The organism is Streptomyces spiralis, from assembly GCF_014654675.1.
GTDB lineage: Bacteria > Actinomycetota > Actinomycetes > Streptomycetales > Streptomycetaceae > Streptomyces > Streptomyces spiralis.
The window spans coordinates 82,221-99,982 of record NZ_BNBC01000009.1; the positions used below are offsets into that span (position 1 = coordinate 82,221).

Here is a 17,762-nt window from a genome sequence, read left to right on the forward strand (position 1 = left end):
GACAAGCCCCTCCCCACCTCGTACACCTGGACAGAGACAACCTCCATGTTCCGCACCGCCTTGCGCAACGTGCTCGCGCACAAGGCCCGGCTCCTCATGACCGTGCTCGCCGTGATGCTCGGCGTCGCATTCGTCTCGGGGACCCTGGTCTTCACCAACACCATCTCCGACGCCTTCCAGAACAGCGCCGCCAAGGGCTTCGACCATGTCGACGTGGCCGTCGAGGCCAAGCACCAGAAGAGCAAGGGCGACCGGGTCGGCAGGACGCCGGAGCTGACCCGGGCGACGCTGGAGCAGAGCGCCCGTGTGCCGGGGGCGGCCTCCGCCCTCGGTGTCGTGCGCGGCTTCACCGCGATCGCCGACAAGGACGGCAAGCTGATCGGCGGCGGCTTCCAGTCGGAGGGCGGGAACTACTGGGGCGGCAAGGACCCCCGTTACCCGCTCACCGACGGCACCGCCCCGCACGGCAAGGGCCAGGTCCTCATCGACTCCGAGACCGCCCGGCGGACCGGCTACAAGGTCGGCGACACCGTGCGGATCTCCGTCGACGGCCCCGTCCTCACCCCGACCGTCAGCGGCATCTTCACCACCGACGACGGCAACGTCGCCGCCGGCGGCAGCCTCGCCCTGTTCGACACGACCACCGCGCAGAAGCTGTTCGGCAAGCCGGGCACGTACGACGAGATCGACGTGAAGGCGAAGGCCGGCACCAGCCAGACGGCGCTGAAGGCGCAGCTGGACGAGGCGCTGCCGAAGGGGAAGACCGAGACGACCACCGGCAGGCAGCTCGCCGACGACCAGGCGCGGGCGATCTCCTCGTCCATGAGCAGCATGAAGCAGGGGCTGCTGGTCTTCGCCGGGATCGCGCTGTTCGTCGGCACGTTCATCATCGCCAACACCTTCACCATGCTGGTCGCCCAGCGCACCAGGGAACTGGCGCTGCTGCGCGCGGTCGGCGCCTCCCGCCGGCAGGTCACCCGGTCGGTGCTGATCGAGGCGTTCGTGGTGGGCGCGGTGGCCGCCGTGACCGGTCTGGTCGCCGGTATCGGCATCGGCGCGGGGCTGCGGTCCCTGCTGGGGTCGCTGGGCGCCACCGTGCCGGACGGGCCGCTGGTCGTCACGCCCGGCACCGTCGCCACCGCTCTCGCGGTCGGCATCCTCGTGACCATGCTCGCCGCGTGGCTGCCCGGCCGGCGCGCCGCGAAGATCCCGCCGGTGGCGGCGATGAGCAGCGTGCACGCGCAGGCCACCACCAAGTCGCTGGTGCTGCGCAACACGCTCGGCGCCCTGTTCTCGGCGGCCGGCATCGTGGTGATCCTGGCGGCCACCAAGATGGACGGCGACACCGGTCAGGCCCCCATGGGCCTCGGTGCGGTGCTGCTGATCGTCGGTGTGTTCGTCCTGACCCCGCTGCTGTCCCGGCCGCTGATCGCGGCCGCCGACCCGGTGCTGCGCGTCTTCGGTGTCTCCGGCAGGCTGGCCCGGCAGAACTCGGTGCGCAACCCGCGCCGTACGGCGGCCACCGCGTCCGCGCTGATGATCGGGCTGACCCTGATCACCGGCATGACGGTGATGGCGGGCAGCCTGCAGCAGGCGATCGACAGGATGGCGTCCTCCTCGATCCGCGCCGACTACGTGGTGTCGATGGCGAACGGCAACGACCTGTCCCCGGACGTCGACCGGAAGCTGAGGACCACCGAGGGCGTCACCGCCACCAGCCCGCTGCGCAACGCGCCCTCCCGCATCGACGGCGAGACGGAGTTCCTGACCGGCGTGAACGGCGCCGTGATCGGCAGGCTGACCGATCTGAAGGTCGACGACGGCTCCTTCTCGGTCGGCGGCACCCGGGTCGTGGTCGACAAGGACACCGCCGAGCACCACCACTGGACGGCCGGTTCCGGTTTCACCGTCTCCTACGAGGACGGGAAGAAGCAGAAGCTGACGGTCGCCGGGATCTACGAGGGCAACGAGATGATCCGCGGGATCATGCTCGACAACGCCACCCTCGCCCCGCACCAGTCGGACCCGACCGACATGCAGGTCATGGTGAAGACCGCCGACGGCACGTCCGCCGCGACCAAGGACCGGCTGGTCGAGGCGCTCGGCTCCAACCCGGCGATCAAGATCCAGGACAAGAAGGACATCTCCAACACCATCGCGCGCAGTTTCACGCTGCTGCTGAACATGCTCTACGGCCTGCTCGCCATGGCGGTGATCGTGGCGGTCCTCGGTGTCATCAACACCCTGGCGATGTCGGTGTTCGAGCGCTCCCAGGAGATCGGCATGCTCCGCGCGATCGGCCTGGACCGCAAGGGCATCAAGCGGATGGTCCGCCTGGAGTCCCTGGTCATCTCCCTGTTCGGCGGGGTCCTCGGCATCGGCCTGGGCGTGTTCTTCGGCTGGGCGGCCGGTGAGCTGCTCGGCGCAAGGATGGCGACGTACGAACTGGTGCTGCCCTGGGCCCGGATGGGGGTCTTCCTGCTGCTGGCGGCGACGGTCGGTGTGCTGGCAGCGCTGTGGCCGGCCCGACGGGCGGCCCGGCTGAACATGCTGCAGGCCATCAAGTCGGAGTAGCGGCGCGGCTGCGCGAGGGGCCCCGTTCCTCGACGGAACGGGGCCCCTCGGCGTACGCACACGTGACCGTCAGCCGCCCGGTGTGCCCCACGTGCGGGCCCGCAGTGGCATCCCCGAGTCACCGGATTCGGGGGTCCTCACGGCCAGCACCTGGTTGACGCCGATGCGGTTGCGCTCGAAGGCGAGGGCGGAGGCCGCCATGTACAGCCGCCAGACCCGGGCGCGGCCGGGGCTGGTCAGCTGCACCGCCCGCGCCCAGTTCGCCTCCAGGTTGGCGACCCAGCGGCGCAGGGTGAGCGCGTAGTGCTCACGGATCGACTCCACGTCGCGCACCTCGAAGCCGGCGCGCTCCAACTGGGTGACGGTGGTGCCGATGGGGGCGAGTTCGCCGTCCGGGAAGACGTAGGCGTCGATGAACTCGTCCACGTGGTACGCCGACTCGTCGCGCTGCGGGCGGCGGCCGATCTGGTGGTTCAGGAGCCGTCCGCCGGGCTTGAGCAGCGCGTACAGATCGTTCGCGTACTCCAGATAGCGGGCGGCGCCGACGTGTTCGGCCATGCCGATGGAGGAGATCGCGTCGTACGGCCCGTCGGCCACGTCGCGGTAGTCCTGGACGCGGATCTCGACCCGGTCGGTCAGTCCCTCGTCGGCGACGCGCTTGCGGGCGTACACCGCCTGCTCCTGGGACAGGGTGACGCCGACGACGCTCACGCCGTGCTCGCGGGCCGCGTGGATGGCCATGGAGCCCCAGCCGCAGCCCACGTCGAGGAGGCGCTGACCGGGCTTCAGGTCGAGTTTGCGGCAGATGAGTTCCAGCTTGTCGTGCTGGGCCTGTTCGAGGGTGGCGCCGGGTTCGGGGGCCGGCCAGTAGGCGCAGGAGTACACCATCGACGGGCCGAGGACGAGTTCGTAGAAGTCGTTGCCGACGTCGTAGTGGTGGCTGATGGCGCGCTTGTCGGAGCGCCGGGTGTGCAGATGGCCGGGACGGCGGACCTCCTCGGGGGGCGGGGCGGGCGGCAACGGCGGCCCGGCCAGCTTCACCAGGCCCAGGGCGGCGGCCCGCGCCTGGGGATCACGCAGCGTCCCGGCGAGGCCCCGGGCGTCCTCCCCGCGCTCCCAGATCAGGCCGGAGAGCAGGCCCAGGGCGGTGTAGAGGTCGCCCTCGACCGTCAGGTCCCCGGCCACCCAGGCACGGGCCAGGCCGAGTTCGCCGGGCTTGAACAGCAACCGGCGCAGCGCGCGGCGGTTGCGCACGACGAGGGTGGGCGTCCCGGGCGGCCCGGACTCCGAGCCGTCCCAGGCGCGGACGCGCACCGGTACCGGGGCACCCAGCAGCTGTTCGAGCAGTTCTGTGAGCCGCAGCGCGGCGTCGGGCATGGTGCACACCTCCGTGACGACGAACGCCGGAATGTCATCCACCACGTAAACACCAGGACGCCCTCCGCGCAGTCCCGCAAGCGGGTTACGACTGGGCAAAACAGCTGCAGCACACATGTATTCGGGGGCCCGGAGTCGCGCCGGGAACGCCGAAGGGGCCGCCCGCACCACGGATGGCGGGCGGCCCCTTCGAGGGCTGAACCGGTGACCGTCGGTCAGGAGGCCTTGGCCTTGGCCTCCGGCTTGCTCGCGGCGGCGACCGGCGCGGGCTTGGCGGCCTCGTAGAACTCCTCGCGGGGGTTCTCCATGGCGCCGAGGGAGACGACCTCGCGCTTGAGGAACATGCCGAGGGTCCAGTCGGCGAAGATGCGGATCTTGCGGTTCCAGGTCGGCATGGCCAGACCGTGGTAGCCGCGGTGCATGTACCAGGCGAGACGGCCCTTGAGCTTGATCTTCATCTTGCCCATGACGATCATCGCGACGCCCTTGTGCAGGCCGAGGCCCGCGACCGCGCCCTTGTTGGCGTGGCTGTACTCCTTCTGCGGGAAGCCCCGCATGCCGGAGACCACGTTGTCGCCGAGGACCTTGGCCTGGCGCAGCGCGTGCTGGGCGTTGGGCGGGCACCAGGCGTTCTCGTTGCCCGCCTTGCGGCCGACGAGGTCCGGCACCTGGGCGTTGTCGCCGGCGGCCCAGATGTAGTCGGTGCCCTGGACCTGGAGCGTGGCCGCGGTGTCCACGTGGCCGCGCGGGCCGAGGGGCAGACCGAAGCGGGCGAGGGCCGGGTTCGGCTTGACGCCGGCCGTCCACACGATGGTGTTGGAGTCGACCTCGAGGCCGTTCTTCAGCACCACGTGGCCGTCGACGCAGGAGTCCATGGAGGTGGAGAGGTAGATCTCCACGCCTCGGCTCTCCAGGTGCTCCTTGCCGTACTGGCCGAGCTTCGGGCCGACCTCGGGCAGGATCTTGTCCGCGGCGTCGACGAGGATGAACCGCATGTCCTCGCGGGAGACGTTGTTGTAGTACTTGGCCGCGTCCCGGGCCATGTCCTCGACCTCGCCGATGGTCTCGGCGCCGGCGAAGCCACCGCCGATGAAGACGAAGGTGAGTGCCTTGCGGCGGATCTCCTCGTCCGTGGTGGAGTCGGCCTTGTCGAGCTGCTCCAGCACGTGGTTGCGCAGGCCGATGGACTCCTCGATGCCCTTCATGCCGATGCCCTGCTCGGCGAGGCCGGGGATCGGGAAGGTGCGGGAGACCGCGCCCATGGCGATGACCAGGTAGTCGAACGGCAGCTCGTACGCCTCGCCCACCAGCGGGGCGATCGTGGCGACCTTGCGGTCCTGGTCGATGGTGGTGACCCGGCCGGTGAGGACCTCCGCCTTCGGCAGCACGCGTCGCAGCGGGACGACGACGTGCCGAGGGGAGATGCTGCCGGCGGCGGCTTCGGGGAGGAAGGGCTGGTAGGTCATGTACGACCGGGGGTCAACGACCGTGACGGTCGCCTCTCCGTAGCGCATCTTCTTGAGGATGCGCCGAGCTGCGTACAGGCCTACGTACCCACCGCCTACTACGAGGATCCTGGGACGCTCCGTGGTGCTCATGCCATCGAGTATCCACCCGGCTCAGGGGGGTACCTCGTGCGCCCCTTCACAAGCTTCCACAGGCCCTGTGCTAAACTCCGCGACCCGCGTGACGGAGGTCATGACACCGGAAGGGAACCGGCGTCCGGTAACGACCGTTGTCAAGGGCGCGTGAGCTGCCACTCCAAGCCCTCACGGCCCTCACCGAGGGGTCCCGTCCGGCCCTTGCGGAATCCTCCGCGGACACCCTTCCCGACGCTCCCGACGGCCCGCCGGGAGCCCAGAAGGCCCCGTGAAGGCCGCCGGACCCCCCTCTCGGACCGAATTCCTTGTGAAGAACTTCACGAAGTTTTCCCGACGGAATGTCACCCGGTCGCCCGAAGGGCCGAGCCGGCCCCGCTCATACGACGTCGTCCCTGCTCAAGAGATGTTACCGAGCAGTAGCATACATGCACGGAGCGGAGCCCGGCGGCCGGGTTCCCGGCGGCCGGGCCCCCGGGCGGGTGGCAGCCCGCCTAGGCCACCGACCATGCGATGCCGTCGAGGATGTCGTGCTCGCTGACCACGACCTCCTCCGCGCCGATCCGCTCCATGATGGCCAGCAGGACCAGGGACCCCGCGCCGATCACGTCGACCCGCCCGGGGTGCATGGACGGGATCGTCGCCCGCTCGGCGTGCGTGGAGTGGAGCAGTTCCCGTGTGATCTCGCGGACGCGGTCGTGGGAGACCCGGGAGTGGTGGATGCGGGCCGAGTCGTACTCGGGCAGGTCCTGCGCGATCGCCGACACGGTCGTCACCGACCCCGCCAGGCCCACCAGGGTGCGCGCCTCGCGCAGCGGGACCGTCTCCTCGACGAGGTCCAGCGCCGCGTCGATGTCGGCCCTTATCGCCGCGATCTGCGCCTCGGTGGGCGGGTCGCTCACCACGCCGTCCCGCAGCAGGTGACGCTCGGTCATGCGCACGCAGCCCACGTCCACGGAGCGCGCCGCCCGCACGTGGTCGTCGCCCACGACGAACTCCGTGGAGCCGCCGCCGATGTCCACGACCAGGAAGGGCTTGTCCAGGTGGTCACGCCCCGTCAGTTCCTTCGTCGCACCCGTGAACGAGAACTCGGCCTCCTGGTCGCCGGTGATCACCTCGGGCTCGACCCCGAGGATGCCCACCACCCCGCGCACGAACTCGTCCCGGTTCTCGGCGTCCCGGGAGGCGGAGGTCGCCACGAAACGCAGCCGTTCGGCGCCGTACTCCTTGATGACCTGCGCGTACTCGCGGCAGGCCGCGAAGGTGCGCTCCAGCGCCTCGGGCGCGAGCCGGCCGGTGCGGTCGACGCCCTGACCGAGCCGCACGATCGTCATGCGCCGCTCCAGGTCGACGAGTTCGCCCGTCTGGGGGTTCGCGTCCGCGACGAGCAGACGGATGGAGTTCGTACCGCAGTCGATGGCGGCGACCCGGCTCACTGGGCGTCCTCCTCGTTCTTCCCCGACTCGTTCTCGCCCGGCTCGTTCTTCCCCGGCTCGTCCGGCAGCGTCACGCACGGACCCTTGCGCCACCACTCCGGCAGCATGGCGATCGCCTCGTCGCCCAGCGGGTTCACGCCCGGGCCGGCCGCCAGCGAGTGGGCGACCAGGACGTGCAGGCACTTGACCCGGTCGGGCATGCCGCCCGCGCTCGGAAAGCCCGTCAGCTCCTCGATCTCGTCCCGGCGCCGGATGTAGTCCTCGTGCGCGGCCCGGTACGCCGCCGCCAGCTCCGGGTCGCTCGCCAGCCGCTCGGTCATCTCCTTCATCACGCCGTCGGCCTCCAGCGTGCCGATCGCCGACGCGGCCCGCGGGCAGGTCAGGTAGTACAGCGTGGGGAAGGGCGTGCCGTCGGGCAGCCGGGGGGCCGTCTCCACGACGTCCGGCTGCCCGCACGGGCAGCGGTGCGCGATCGCGCGCAGCCCGCGCGGCGGCCGCCCGAGCTGCTGCTTGAAGGCCTCGACGTCCGCGTCGGTGGGTTCGGTGCGCGGGGTGGGCGGCGGGGGTGTTTCCATGCCTGTGGGGAAATCTCTCTGTCGGTTCACTGGTGGGCGGCGTCGGACTTGTCGACTCCGTACCAGACGTTGGTGTACCAGGGGTGGCGGGTCGTCCCCCGCTCGGTGCGGGACTGCTTGGCCGCACCCGGGTCGACCACGATGTAGCCGGTCTCCCCGGGCAGCACATAGTGCAGCCGCTGCCGGATCTGCTGCTCGGCGTACGCGTCGTCCTGCCAGCGCGCCTTCTGGTCGCGCAGTTGCTCGACCCGCTGCTGGGCCTGCCGCTTCTGCCGTTGCAGGTCGGCGATGTCGGCGCGCTGGGAGACGTACTGCCGCATCGGGTAGGCCAGGGCGACCACCAGCGAGCAGACCACGAGCGCGAGCAGCGCGGCGCGCCCGGTGAGCCGGGAGCGGCGGGCCTGACGCCGGGTCTGGGAGCGGTAGACGCGGGCCGCGGTCTGCTCCCCGAGCAGCCTGAGCCTGGTCGCGGTGGAGAACCGGTCCCGGTCGCTCCGGTCCTTCACGGCCATGGTCCCCGCCTCCCCTTCACACGTGCGTACGTCCCCGGACACGGTACGGGACCGGGTACGGGGACGTACGGACGACTGGCTAAGACTCAGCCCGGTGGAGGTCAGCCCTTGGAGACCTCGACGTGCCCGCGGAAGCGCGGGAAGGCGCTGCGGCCGGCGTACACGGCGGCGTCGTCGAGGATCTCCTCGATGCGCAGCAGCTGGTTGTACTTGGCGACGCGCTCGGAGCGGGCCGGGGCGCCGGTCTTGATCTGGCCGCAGTTGGTGGCGACGGCCAGGTCGGCGATGGTGACGTCCTCGGTCTCGCCGGAGCGGTGGGACATCATGCACTTGAAGCCGTTGCGCTGGGCCAGCTCGACGGCGTCCAGGGTCTCGGTCAGCGAGCCGATCTGGTTCACCTTCACCAGCAGGGCGTTGGCGGTGCCCTCCTCGATGCCGCGGGCCAGGCGCTCGGGGTTGGTGACGAACAGGTCGTCGCCGACCAGCTGGACCTTGTCGCCGAGCTTGTCGGTGATGACCTTCCAGCCGGCCCAGTCGTCCTCGAACAGCGGGTCCTCGATGGAGACGAGCGGGTAGGCCGCGACGAGCTCCTCGTAGTACTCCGTCATCTCGGCGGCGGAGCGCTCCTTGCCCTCGAAGAGGTACTTGCCGTCCTTGTAGAACTCGGAGGCGGCGACGTCCAGCGCCAGGGCGATCTGCTCACCGGGGACGTACCCGGCCTGCTTGACGGCCTCGAGGATGAGGTCGAGGGCCTCGCGGTTGGAGCCGAGGTTCGGGGCGAAGCCGCCCTCGTCGCCGAGGCCGGTGGACAGGCCCTTGGTCTTCAGGACCTTCTTCAGCGTGTGGTAGACCTCGGTGCCCCAGCGCAGGGCCTCGGAGAAGGACTCCGCGCCGATGGGGGCGATCATGAACTCCTGGATGTCCACGTTGGAGTCGGCGTGCGAGCCGCCGTTCAGGATGTTCATCATCGGCACCGGCAGCAGGTGCGCGTTCGGGCCGCCCAGGTAGCGGAAGAGGGGCAGGTCGCTGGCCTCGGAGGCGGCGTGGGCGACGGCGAGGGAGACGCCGAGGATGGCGTTGGCGCCGAGGGAGCCCTTGTTGTCGGTGGCGTCCAGGTCGAACATGGCCTGGTCGATCAGGCGCTGCTCGGTGGCGTCGTAGCCGACCAGCTCCGGGCCGATCTGCTCGATGACGGCGAGGACGGCCTTCTCGACGCCCTTGCCCTGGTAGCGGTTGGGGTCCCCGTCGCGCAGCTCGATGGCCTCGAAGGCGCCCGTCGAGGCGCCGGACGGGACGGCGGCACGACCCGTGCTGCCGTCGTCGAGGCCGACCTCGACCTCGACCGTGGGGTTGCCTCGGGAGTCCAGGATTTCCCGGGCTACGACGACGTCGATGGACGGCACGAGCATCTCCTTCGTGGATGTGACGCTGAGAGTGCGGGGCTTGTGAGCCTTGCGACTAGAGCCTAACCGTCCCGGGGCCCCGGCCGACCGACCGACCGTCCCGTGGACAGGGTGACGGTACACATTGTTCCCGCTCGGAACAAAGGGGCGGGGCGGAGATGCGGAAAGACGAGAGGAACGGCCGGTGAAGAAAAGCCCCCGCCCCGGCGCGTACGGGGGAACACGCGCCGGGGCGGGGAGTCCGTGGGGACGGGGGCCCGTGGGACGGGAAGCCCACGGGACGGGGGGCGGGCCTGCGGCTTGCGGCCCGCGCCGCCCGCTGCTTACTTCAGGTGCAGCTGCTGGCCGGGGTAGATGAGGTTCGCGTCCTCGACGATGTCCTTGTTCAGCTGGAACAGCTTCTCCCAGCCGCCCTTGACGTGGCGCTCGGCGGCGATGGAGCTGAGGGTGTCGCCGGAGACCACCTTGTACTCGCCGTCACCCTTCTTGACCTTCTTGCCGGTCGGGGTGGTGACGGTCTTCTTCGGTGCCGGACGCGTGGCGGAGCGGTTGGCGGCCTGCTTCTCGGTGGAGCGGGTGGTGGTGCTCTTGGTCGTGGTGCTCTTGGCGGTGCTGCCGGTGGAGGCCGCGGCACCGCTGTACGGGGTGCTCGACAGGCCCTTGCCGCACACCGGCCAGGCGCCCTTGCCCTGACCCGCCAGGACCTTCTCGGCGACGGCTATCTGCTGCGCCTTGGTGGCCAGGTCGGCGCGCGAGGCGTAGGCGGTGCCGCCGTACGCGGCCCAGGTGGAGTTGGTGAACTGCAGGCCGCCGTAGAAGCCGTTGCCGGTGTTGATGGACCAGTTGCCGCCGGACTCGCACTGGGCGACCGCGTCCCACTCGGAGGCGGTGGCGGCGGAGGCGTTGCCGGCCGCCATCAGCGGGCCGGCGACGGCGGCGCCGGCGACACCGGCGAGTGCGATGGCGCGGGTGGCCTTGGAGGGACGACGGTGCTTGCCCTTGCCGGAAAACAGCATGGATGGATCCCCTCACCGACGCCTGCGAGGTGAGCTGTCGGGTTCGGGCCGGTTGAGTTGCCCGGCCGCGCCCCTGAAGAGGCACGGCTTCACCCCAAGCCACTCCGGACGAACTGCCCGGTGCGGCACTTACCTTGGGTCCCCCGCTCCTGCCTACGGCGCTCGACGCGACGACTGTTCCCGTACGGCCGCTGGCAGGATTCGGCGTTGCGGCAGCCGGGGCTCGCGGTGGCGAGCGGTCATGACCGTAGACACGCGATCGGCCCGATTTCAAAGACGATCAGGGCTTCTGAGACTCATCCCACACTTTCACCGAATGGGACATTCGGCGCGAACCATGACGCGAACTCCCGCTAGTTCTGGGCGTTTTCGACCGGGACATCCAGGCTCTGACCGGCAACGATGTGGTTCGGGTCCGAGCCGATGGCCGCCTTGTTCTCGTCGTAGAGCGCGTGCCACCCGCCGTGGACGTCAAGGGAGTCGGCGATGGAGGCCAGTGAGTCGCCGGTGTGGACGGTGTAGGAGTCGACGGAGGCGGTGTGCGTACCGTCGTCGCCCCGGGAGGCGTGCCGGCCGCCGCCGGCCGCCGTCGAGCCCTCCGTCGCGTCCTCGGCGGCGCTGCCGCCGCGGTGCCGGCCGGCGCCCAGGGCTCCGGTGTCGACGAGGGCCGAAGAACCGACACTCTGCCCGTAGTTGTCCGAGTCGTCACGGTTGGGCGCGGTCGAAGGCGACGCCCCGGGCGTCGCGGCACCCTCCGCACCCGATCCGGGCGTCGCGCCGGACTCGTGGGTGTCGCCGTCCTTTCCGGGCGTAGAGTGCGAATCGGACGGATTCGTGGGGGATTCGGAGGATGAATCGCCCGAAGAGGAGGATTCGGAACCGGAGGCGGAATCCGAAGAGGATCCGGACGAACCGGAGTTACCGGCGTCCTGCGACGAGTCGCCGAGCCCGGGGTCACCCACACGGGACGAGCCGGACGTGTCACTCGACCCCGACGATCCGGACGCACGCGACGAGTCGGACCTACCGGAGGAGTCCGAGGAACCGGAGGAACCGGATCCCAAGGACAAACCGCCGCTCACACCCGTGTCGACCCTCGCGGCACCGGAGTCCCTGGTGAGCCCGGAGAGCAGGCCGCAGGTGGGCCAGGCGCCGGGGCCCCGGTCGGCGAGGATCTTCTCGGCCACGGCTATCTGCTGGGACCGGCTGGCCTGGTCGGCGCTCGGGGCGAAGTCGAGGCCGCCGTACTTCTCCCAGTCGTCCTGGGTCAGCTGAAGGCCGCCGTAGTAGCCGTTGCCGTTGTCGGCGCTCCAGGAGCCGCCCGTCTCGCACTGCGCCACCTTGTCCCACGTGGTGCCGTCGGCCGCGTGCGCGCCGGTGGCGCCCAGCAGCGGGATGGCGATGGCGGAGCCGGTCACTCCGGCGGTGACGAAGAGGGCCGGAGCCTGACGGGGGCGACGGTGGCGACCGTTCCCGGAGAGCATGCAAGGACCTTTCGGCGACAACAGGGACCGACGTGACGGGTGATGCTCGTACGTCACGCTGATGCGTGAACGTATCGGCTGACGATCCTCCGTCACAAGTTCATGCCGCGCAGATCACGTGAAGATCACATAGTTGAACGTGTGTCACCTTTGCATCCCTCAAGGCCGCGCTGCCGGGGTGAAGCGGACGGGCAACGTCCGCAGTCCGCGCATGATGAGCCCGCCGCGCCAGCGCAAGTCGGCCGGTTCGGCATCGAGTTGGAGATCCGGCAGCCGGGTGAGGAGGGTGGCGAGCGCGGTCTGGCCCTCGAGGCGGGCGAGCGGGGCGCCGAGGCAGTAGTGGATGCCGTGCCCGTACCCCAGGTGCTGGTTGTCGCGCCGGCCGAGGTCGAGGGTGTCCGGGTCGGCGAACCGCTCCGGGTCCCGGTCGGCGGCGGCGAGCACGACGAGCACGGGGTCGCCCGCGGCGATGTCCTGTCCGCCGATGGTGAGCGGCCGGGTGGCGAACCGCCAGGTGGCCAGCTCCACGGGACCGTCGAAGCGGAGCAGTTCCTCGACGCCGGTCTCCAGCGGGCCGCGCTCGCCACGGGCGAGGGAGCCCTGGAGCCGGTGGCGCTGCTCGGGGTGGGTGAGCAGGGCGTACACGCCGTTGCCGATCAGGTTGACGGTCGTCTCGAACCCGGCGAAGAGGAGGATGAAGGCCATCGCGGCGGCCTCGTTCTCGGTGAGGTGCTCACCGTGGTCGGAGGCGCGGATGAGGCCGGAGATCAGGTCCTCGCCGGGGGCCGGCTCGGCGGGCAGGGCCTCGCGCTTCCTGTGGATCAGCTCGGCGAGGTAGCCCCGCATCTTCTTCACCGACCGCGCGACCCCGCCCCGCGGGCCTTTCCCGTGGCGGATCATCATGCCCGCCCAGTCGCGGAAGTCGTCCTGGTCCTCGCGCGGGACGCCGAGCATGTCGCAGATGGCGTAGATGGGCAGCGGGAAGGCGAACTCGTGGATGAGGTCGGCGGTGCCGCGGGCCGCGAACCGGTCGATGAGGTCGTCGGTCAGCTCCTGTACGCGTGGCGCGAACTCGGCGACCCGGCGGGGCGTGAACGCCTTGCTGACCAGGCGGCGCAGCCGGGTGTGGTCCGGCGGGTCGATGTTGAGCAGATGCGTCATCAGCTCGGCCTTGCGCTCGCCGGGGATGCCGGTCTTGCCCTTGGCGTGCGCGGGCTCGTCGTGGTGCGCCGGGTTCTTGCTCAGGCGCTGGTCGGCCAGGGCCTGCCTGGCGTCGGCGTAGCGGGTGACCAGCCAGGCCTCGACTCCGCTGGGCAGGCGGGTGCGGTGCACGGGGGCGTGCTCGCGGAGCCAGGCGTAGGCGGGGTAGGGGTTGCTCGCGAACTCCCAGGTGAAGAGGGGAGGCGGGGTGTCCGCGGGGTCGGTCGGCTGGTCGTGCATGGAGCTGACCCTAGTCGCGGGTGGCCGTTCGGGTTTTCGCCCCCGCCGCACAGCGACACAGCCCCGCGCCCCTCGGGCCCCGGCGGGGCCCTACTTTTCTTCCGTCTCCCTGATCGCGTCCCGGTATGCCCTCGCCGCCGCGCGCAAGGCCGCCTCCGGGTCCACGCCCTCCGACTCGGCGCGGGCCGCCAGGGCCAGGAGTTCGTAGCCGATGCCCTCGCCCTTGGGGAAGGGGACCTCCAGGCCCGCCGTGCGTACGCGGGAGGCCAGTTTGGCCGCGAGGGCGAGGCCGGGCTGGTGGAGGGGGACGCCCTCGGTGACGGAGGTGCGGCGCTTCTCCTCGGCCTTGGTGCGCAGCCAGTGCTCCTTGACCTCCTCCGGCGTCGTGGCCGTCTCCTCGCCGAAGACGTGGGGGTGGCGGTGGATCAGCTTGGCGACGATGCCGCCGGCCACGTCGTCGATGGAGAAGGGCGCGTCCGGGTCCTCCTCGGCGATGCGCGAGTGGAAGACGACCTGGAGCAGGACGTCGCCCAGTTCCTCGCGCAGTTCCTCCCGCTCGCCCTCCTCGATCGACTCCACCAGCTCGTACGCCTCCTCGATGGCGTACTTCGCCAGTCCCTGGTGGGTCTGCCGGGACGACCACGGGCACTCGGCGCGGATGCGGTCCATGACCTGCACGAGGTCGAGCAGGCGGGCGCCGGGCAGGTCGTAGGAGGCGGGCAGCAGCTCCAGCTCCGGCATGACGGCCCGCCCGGAGCCGGCGAGGCGGGCGAGGCCGTCGGTCAGGGCGGGCTCGCCCTCGCCGGTCGCCACCACCACGACGGTGCGCCCGCCGGCGCAGGCGTCCACCAGTTCCTCGGCGCTCGGCGACGCCTCGGTCACGGCCGTGCCCGCCTCGCGCAGATACGGCAGCTGCGGGTGTGCGGCGTCCGCGCACAGCACCTCGTCGGCCGCGTGCAGCGCCTGCCAGGCCGGCCAGGACAGCAGCCCGGGGGCGACCCGGTGGCTGGTGGTGAGCAGGACGATGCGGCCGGGGGCCGGTGGGGTCGTCGCGGAGGCGTGGTCGGTGGTGGTGTTCACGCTTCCGAACGTAACGCACCCGCCCCGGGGCGCACGTGGCTCAGGCGGTCTGCTGCGCCGCCGGCGCCGAGACGTTCCGCAGCCACGGGGTCTTGGCGTCGACGCCGCCCTTCTCGACGTCCCAGGCGCCGTAGCGCGGGTTGAGGTCGATGCGGAGTTCGTGGGAGGCGGTGGACAGGGCCTTCCAGAAGGCCGGCTGGCTGGTGTCGGTGTGCAGGGCCATGGCCAGCTTCTGGGCCTCGACCTGGAGGCGGAGGTTCTCGTCGAGGCGCTGCGGCGGCACCCCGTACTGCTGGAGCCAGGCCGTCTCGAGCCCCTTGGAGCCGCCCGCCTGCTGCTCGAGGCCGGTGCGCATGTCCTGCACCTCGCGCGGGGTGACGCTGACCCCCGCGTCCCGGGCGGCACGGTCCAGCACCCGGTCGAGCACCATCTGGTGCAGGGTGTCCCGGGCGAGGGTGCCGGTCCGGGCGACGGCCTGCTCGTACTGCGTCTCGTCGGCCACCGCGGCCCGCTGCGCGCGGCGTACCTCGTCCACCCGGCTCTGCAGCTGGGCGACGGTGATCCGCTGTCCGTCCACGACGGCCGCCGCGCCGGGGTGCGCGTCGTTTCCGCAGGCGGCGAGGAGAGGTGCCGCGACGATCGCGGCGGACAGGACGAGCGCGGTGCGACGGCGGCGGTGCAAGTGAACCTCCCGTTGGAGATTGTGCGGCGGTGCACAAAGTCTTGCGGTGATCGATGTTAGGCAGCGGGCGGCCTCCGGCCAACCCATTCGACCAACGATTCCCCGGGTGTTTCAGGTACTGCCCGGTGTTTCAGACTCTGCCCCGCCTCCCGGGCGGCTCAGCCGGTGATGGCCACGGGCGCGTCCCACTCGTCGCGGTCGACGGTGAGGGTGACGCCGCCGTGCGACTCCTTGCTGTTCACCATGTACTGGTGGGCACGGCTGTGGTTGGTGAACTGGGTGGAGCCCCACGGCCAGTCCGTGGTCGTGGTCTCCTTCTTGTCCCACAGGGCGTACCAGAGGTTGCCGGGCAGGTCGGTCTTGTTGGTGGCGGTGGCGATGGCCTTGGCGCTGGAGCTGGTGAAGCCGTAGAAGCCGGCGCGGTAGGTCTTGGTGCGCAGCTGCTTGTCGAAGGCGCGGACGTAGGCGAGCACGGCGTCGTTGCACGACTTGTCGGTGATGTCGTACGGCTCCATGTCCAGGTAGATCGCGCTGCCGGCCTTCATGCCGAGCGCGGAGGCCTTGGACACGGCGTCGTTGGCGTCGCCGGTACCCAGGGTGGACGCGGTGGAGGCGGTGAGCTTCTCCGGGTTGGAGCTGGTCTGGCACGGCGGCTGGGCGCCGACGTAGATCGGGATGAGCTTCCAGCCGATCGAGCTGACCGACTTCACCCAGGAGGCGGTCAGGTTGGGCTGGGAGCAGCCGCGGTTCTTGCCGCCGACGTAGACGGCTGCGGCACCGTAGTAGCCGGTGTGCCAGGCCTTCATGGTGGACAGCGAGGGCGCGGTGCAGGTGTCGAAGGCGCGTCCGGTGAACGTCTTCTGGGCCGGCCAGGTGGTCGCGGCCATCGAGGTCTGCGCCGCGATCCCGGCACCCGCGAGAACGGCGGCACCGGCCACTCCCCACGTGATGTACCTGCGCTTCCTGGACTGCCGGTGCTCGGCCATCCCCACCCCTGTCTGTGGCTGTGTGCACGCGCGCGTGCGTGCGTGCACGGGCACGCGTGCGTGTCGGATGCGGCGTACGGCGACGGTCGCGCGACGTACGTCCGCTGGAATACGTTGCTGAGCCCCCTGATACGGCGCCTGCGTCCGGCTGCGGACACTCCCCCGGCGCCTGAGGCGGATCGCAAAGTAACCGATGTGGTTCCTGTGAACAGGAAACGGAGCCTTTGGATCAGCACATGACTATCACAAGCAACGGCAAAAACATCTGTGCCCGCAGCGGCACTCTCACTCCCGGGACGTCAGGCCTTCGGCCTTGACCGGCTGTTGACGAACCCCTGACCTGTGCATGATCTGTGTGCCTTCTGAGCGTCGTAGGGTCCGCTGGCCACCCCCACGGCTCGTTCAGAAGGACTTGCATGCACATCCCGTCCCGCGCCGCTCGCGTTCTCGCCGTGGCCGCGCTCCCCCTGGCCCTGGCGGCCTGCGGCTCGACCGAGAGCTCCTCGGCCAAGGCCACGGCGTCCCCGTCCCACTCCGCGGACCCGAACGCCGGCCTGCCCACCGGTGCGCAGCTGAAGAAGGCGCTCGCCCCGGCGTCCTTCTTCCGGGCCGGTTTCACCTCCGACCCCGACGCCACCCGGGACACCGGAGACACCTACGTTCCGCCGGCCACCAAGAGCCCGGCGAAGCCCGACTGCACGCGGCTGGGGGGCACGTCCTGGATCGACATCGCCGGTGTCACCGGGGTGTCCTTCGCCCAGGGCGACTACGTCAGCGAGAACACGTCCGAGGAGATCGCCCAGCAGATCGACACCTTCCGCGGCACGACGGCGGCGAGCGTGCTGAAGGAGGTGAAGACGATCGCGACGACCACCTGCGCGACCTTCACCGACCCCCAGACCCACACGAAGGTGAAGGTCGCCGCCCGGGCCACGCCCGGCCTGGGCGACGAGGCCTGCACGATCACCCTGACGGACGCCTCCTGGGAGAACGGCACCACGCTCGTCGCCGCCCGCGTCGGCACCGACCTCGTCAGCGTGCTCTCGACGGACGGCCACGACAACGGCGCCGCCACGGCGAAGAAGCTGACGCAGCGGATCGTCACATCCCTGGAGAAGACGTCCTGACCGTGCCCTACTCTTGCCCCCTGCAATGCCGTGGGGGGCGAAAGTGGGGGTGGAGATGGAAAAGCGTCTGGAAGCCGGCTGGCTCCAGCGGATCGCCTGGCTGGTCCTGGCCTGGGGCTCGCTGGGCCTGCTGGTGTGGGTGCCGTTCCTGTACGTGGCGATCCGCCGCGGCCGGGGCTCGGACTGGGGGGCGTTCGCCTCGTTCCTGCTGTACGAGTGCGTCACGGTGACCTGGGTGGCCCTCATGCCCGCGGAGGGCAGCGACGACACCCTGTTCGGCCTGGTCCTCATCGCGTGTCTGCTGGTCGCGGCGCTGATGCTGCTGTTCGCCGTCTTCGACAGGCGGGCGGCAGAGGCCGCCGCCCCGCAGGTGTACGGGGTCCCGTCGGCGCCCGTGCAGGGGCAGCCGTACGGGTATCCCTACGGCCGGTAGGAACCGGCCACCTGCCTCTTCGTCTTGCACCTCTTCGTC

The 17,762-nt window shown here is 70.7% G+C and carries 15 protein-coding genes and 1 riboswitch; of the genes, 3 read left to right on the forward strand and 12 right to left on the reverse strand.

From position 1 onward, the window contains the following. Positions 1-45: 45 nt before the first annotated feature. Entirely contained in the window at positions 46-2,574 is a 2,529-nt protein-coding gene (locus IE318_RS12260) for an ABC transporter permease (protein ID WP_189899589.1), read from the forward strand. Positions 2,575-2,643: 69 nt separating this feature from the next. On the opposite strand, the gene IE318_RS12265 is transcribed toward IE318_RS12260, so the two are convergent. From IE318_RS12265 to IE318_RS12320, 12 genes are all read right to left on the reverse strand, one after another. After that, entirely contained in the window at positions 2,644-3,951 is a 1,308-nt protein-coding gene (locus IE318_RS12265) for an SAM-dependent methyltransferase (protein ID WP_189899772.1), read from the reverse strand. A 215-nt stretch (positions 3,952-4,166) separates the two neighbouring features. Beyond that, positions 4,167-5,549 carry an NAD(P)/FAD-dependent oxidoreductase gene (locus IE318_RS12270; protein WP_078916895.1) on the reverse strand — a complete coding sequence of 461 codons (1,383 nt, stop codon included), beginning with the start codon at positions 5,547-5,549 and terminating at the stop codon, positions 4,167-4,169. A 494-nt stretch (positions 5,550-6,043) separates the two neighbouring features. Next, positions 6,044-6,985: a Ppx/GppA phosphatase family protein gene (locus IE318_RS12275; RefSeq protein WP_189899591.1), complete on the reverse strand. Its 942-nt coding sequence runs from the start codon at positions 6,983-6,985 to the stop codon at positions 6,044-6,046. Further along, positions 6,982-7,560 (reverse strand): DUF501 domain-containing protein, encoded by a 579-nt coding sequence (locus IE318_RS12280; protein ID WP_030164072.1) that lies wholly within the window; start codon positions 7,558-7,560, stop codon positions 6,982-6,984. The genes IE318_RS12275 and IE318_RS12280 overlap by 4 nt, the downstream gene beginning before the upstream one ends. Before the next feature lie 26 nt (positions 7,561-7,586). Then, the gene (locus IE318_RS12285; RefSeq protein ID WP_189899593.1) at positions 7,587-8,072 is read right to left on the reverse strand and encodes an FtsB family cell division protein; all 486 of its coding nucleotides are present in this window, start codon (positions 8,070-8,072) and stop codon (positions 7,587-7,589) included. A 101-nt stretch (positions 8,073-8,173) separates the two neighbouring features. Continuing rightward, entirely contained in the window at positions 8,174-9,481 is a 1,308-nt protein-coding gene (gene eno, locus IE318_RS12290) for a phosphopyruvate hydratase (protein WP_030164070.1), read from the reverse strand. 317 nt (positions 9,482-9,798) lie between these two features. Continuing rightward, positions 9,799-10,491, reverse strand: coding sequence for a LysM peptidoglycan-binding domain-containing protein (locus IE318_RS12295; RefSeq protein WP_189899595.1), 693 nt, complete (start codon positions 10,489-10,491; stop codon positions 9,799-9,801). A 4-nt stretch (positions 10,492-10,495) separates the two neighbouring features. Next, positions 10,496-10,662, reverse strand: a riboswitch (cyclic di-AMP (ydaO/yuaA leader). Between the two features lie 182 nt (positions 10,663-10,844). Next, complete coding sequence (locus IE318_RS12300) at positions 10,845-11,975, reverse strand: LysM peptidoglycan-binding domain-containing protein (RefSeq protein ID WP_189899598.1); 1,131 nt, start codon at positions 11,973-11,975, stop codon at positions 10,845-10,847. 159 nt (positions 11,976-12,134) lie between these two features. Beyond that, complete coding sequence (locus tag IE318_RS12305) at positions 12,135-13,415, reverse strand: cytochrome P450 family protein (RefSeq protein ID WP_189899600.1); 1,281 nt, start codon at positions 13,413-13,415, stop codon at positions 12,135-12,137. Between the two features lie 90 nt (positions 13,416-13,505). Beyond that, entirely contained in the window at positions 13,506-14,495 is a 990-nt protein-coding gene (locus tag IE318_RS12310) for a nucleoside triphosphate pyrophosphohydrolase (RefSeq protein WP_030164057.1), read from the reverse strand. A 40-nt stretch (positions 14,496-14,535) separates the two neighbouring features. After that, positions 14,536-15,177 carry a SurA N-terminal domain-containing protein gene (locus tag IE318_RS12315; protein WP_189899602.1) on the reverse strand — a complete coding sequence of 214 codons (642 nt, stop codon included), beginning with the start codon at positions 15,175-15,177 and terminating at the stop codon, positions 14,536-14,538. 158 nt (positions 15,178-15,335) lie between these two features. After that, complete coding sequence (locus IE318_RS12320) at positions 15,336-16,163, reverse strand: glycoside hydrolase domain-containing protein (protein ID WP_189899604.1); 828 nt, start codon at positions 16,161-16,163, stop codon at positions 15,336-15,338. A 416-nt stretch (positions 16,164-16,579) separates the two neighbouring features. Between IE318_RS12320 and IE318_RS12325 the strand changes: the two genes are divergently transcribed. Together IE318_RS12325 and IE318_RS12330 are read left to right on the forward strand one after the other, a co-directional pair. Beyond that, on the forward strand, positions 16,580-17,290 hold the full coding sequence (locus IE318_RS12325; protein WP_189899605.1) for a hypothetical protein: 711 nt from the start codon (positions 16,580-16,582) through the stop codon (positions 17,288-17,290). A 55-nt stretch (positions 17,291-17,345) separates the two neighbouring features. After that, a complete protein-coding gene (locus tag IE318_RS12330) occupies positions 17,346-17,723 on the forward strand; it encodes a hypothetical protein (RefSeq protein ID WP_030164048.1) in 378 nt (125 codons plus the stop codon). Positions 17,724-17,762: the final 39 nt, after the last annotated feature.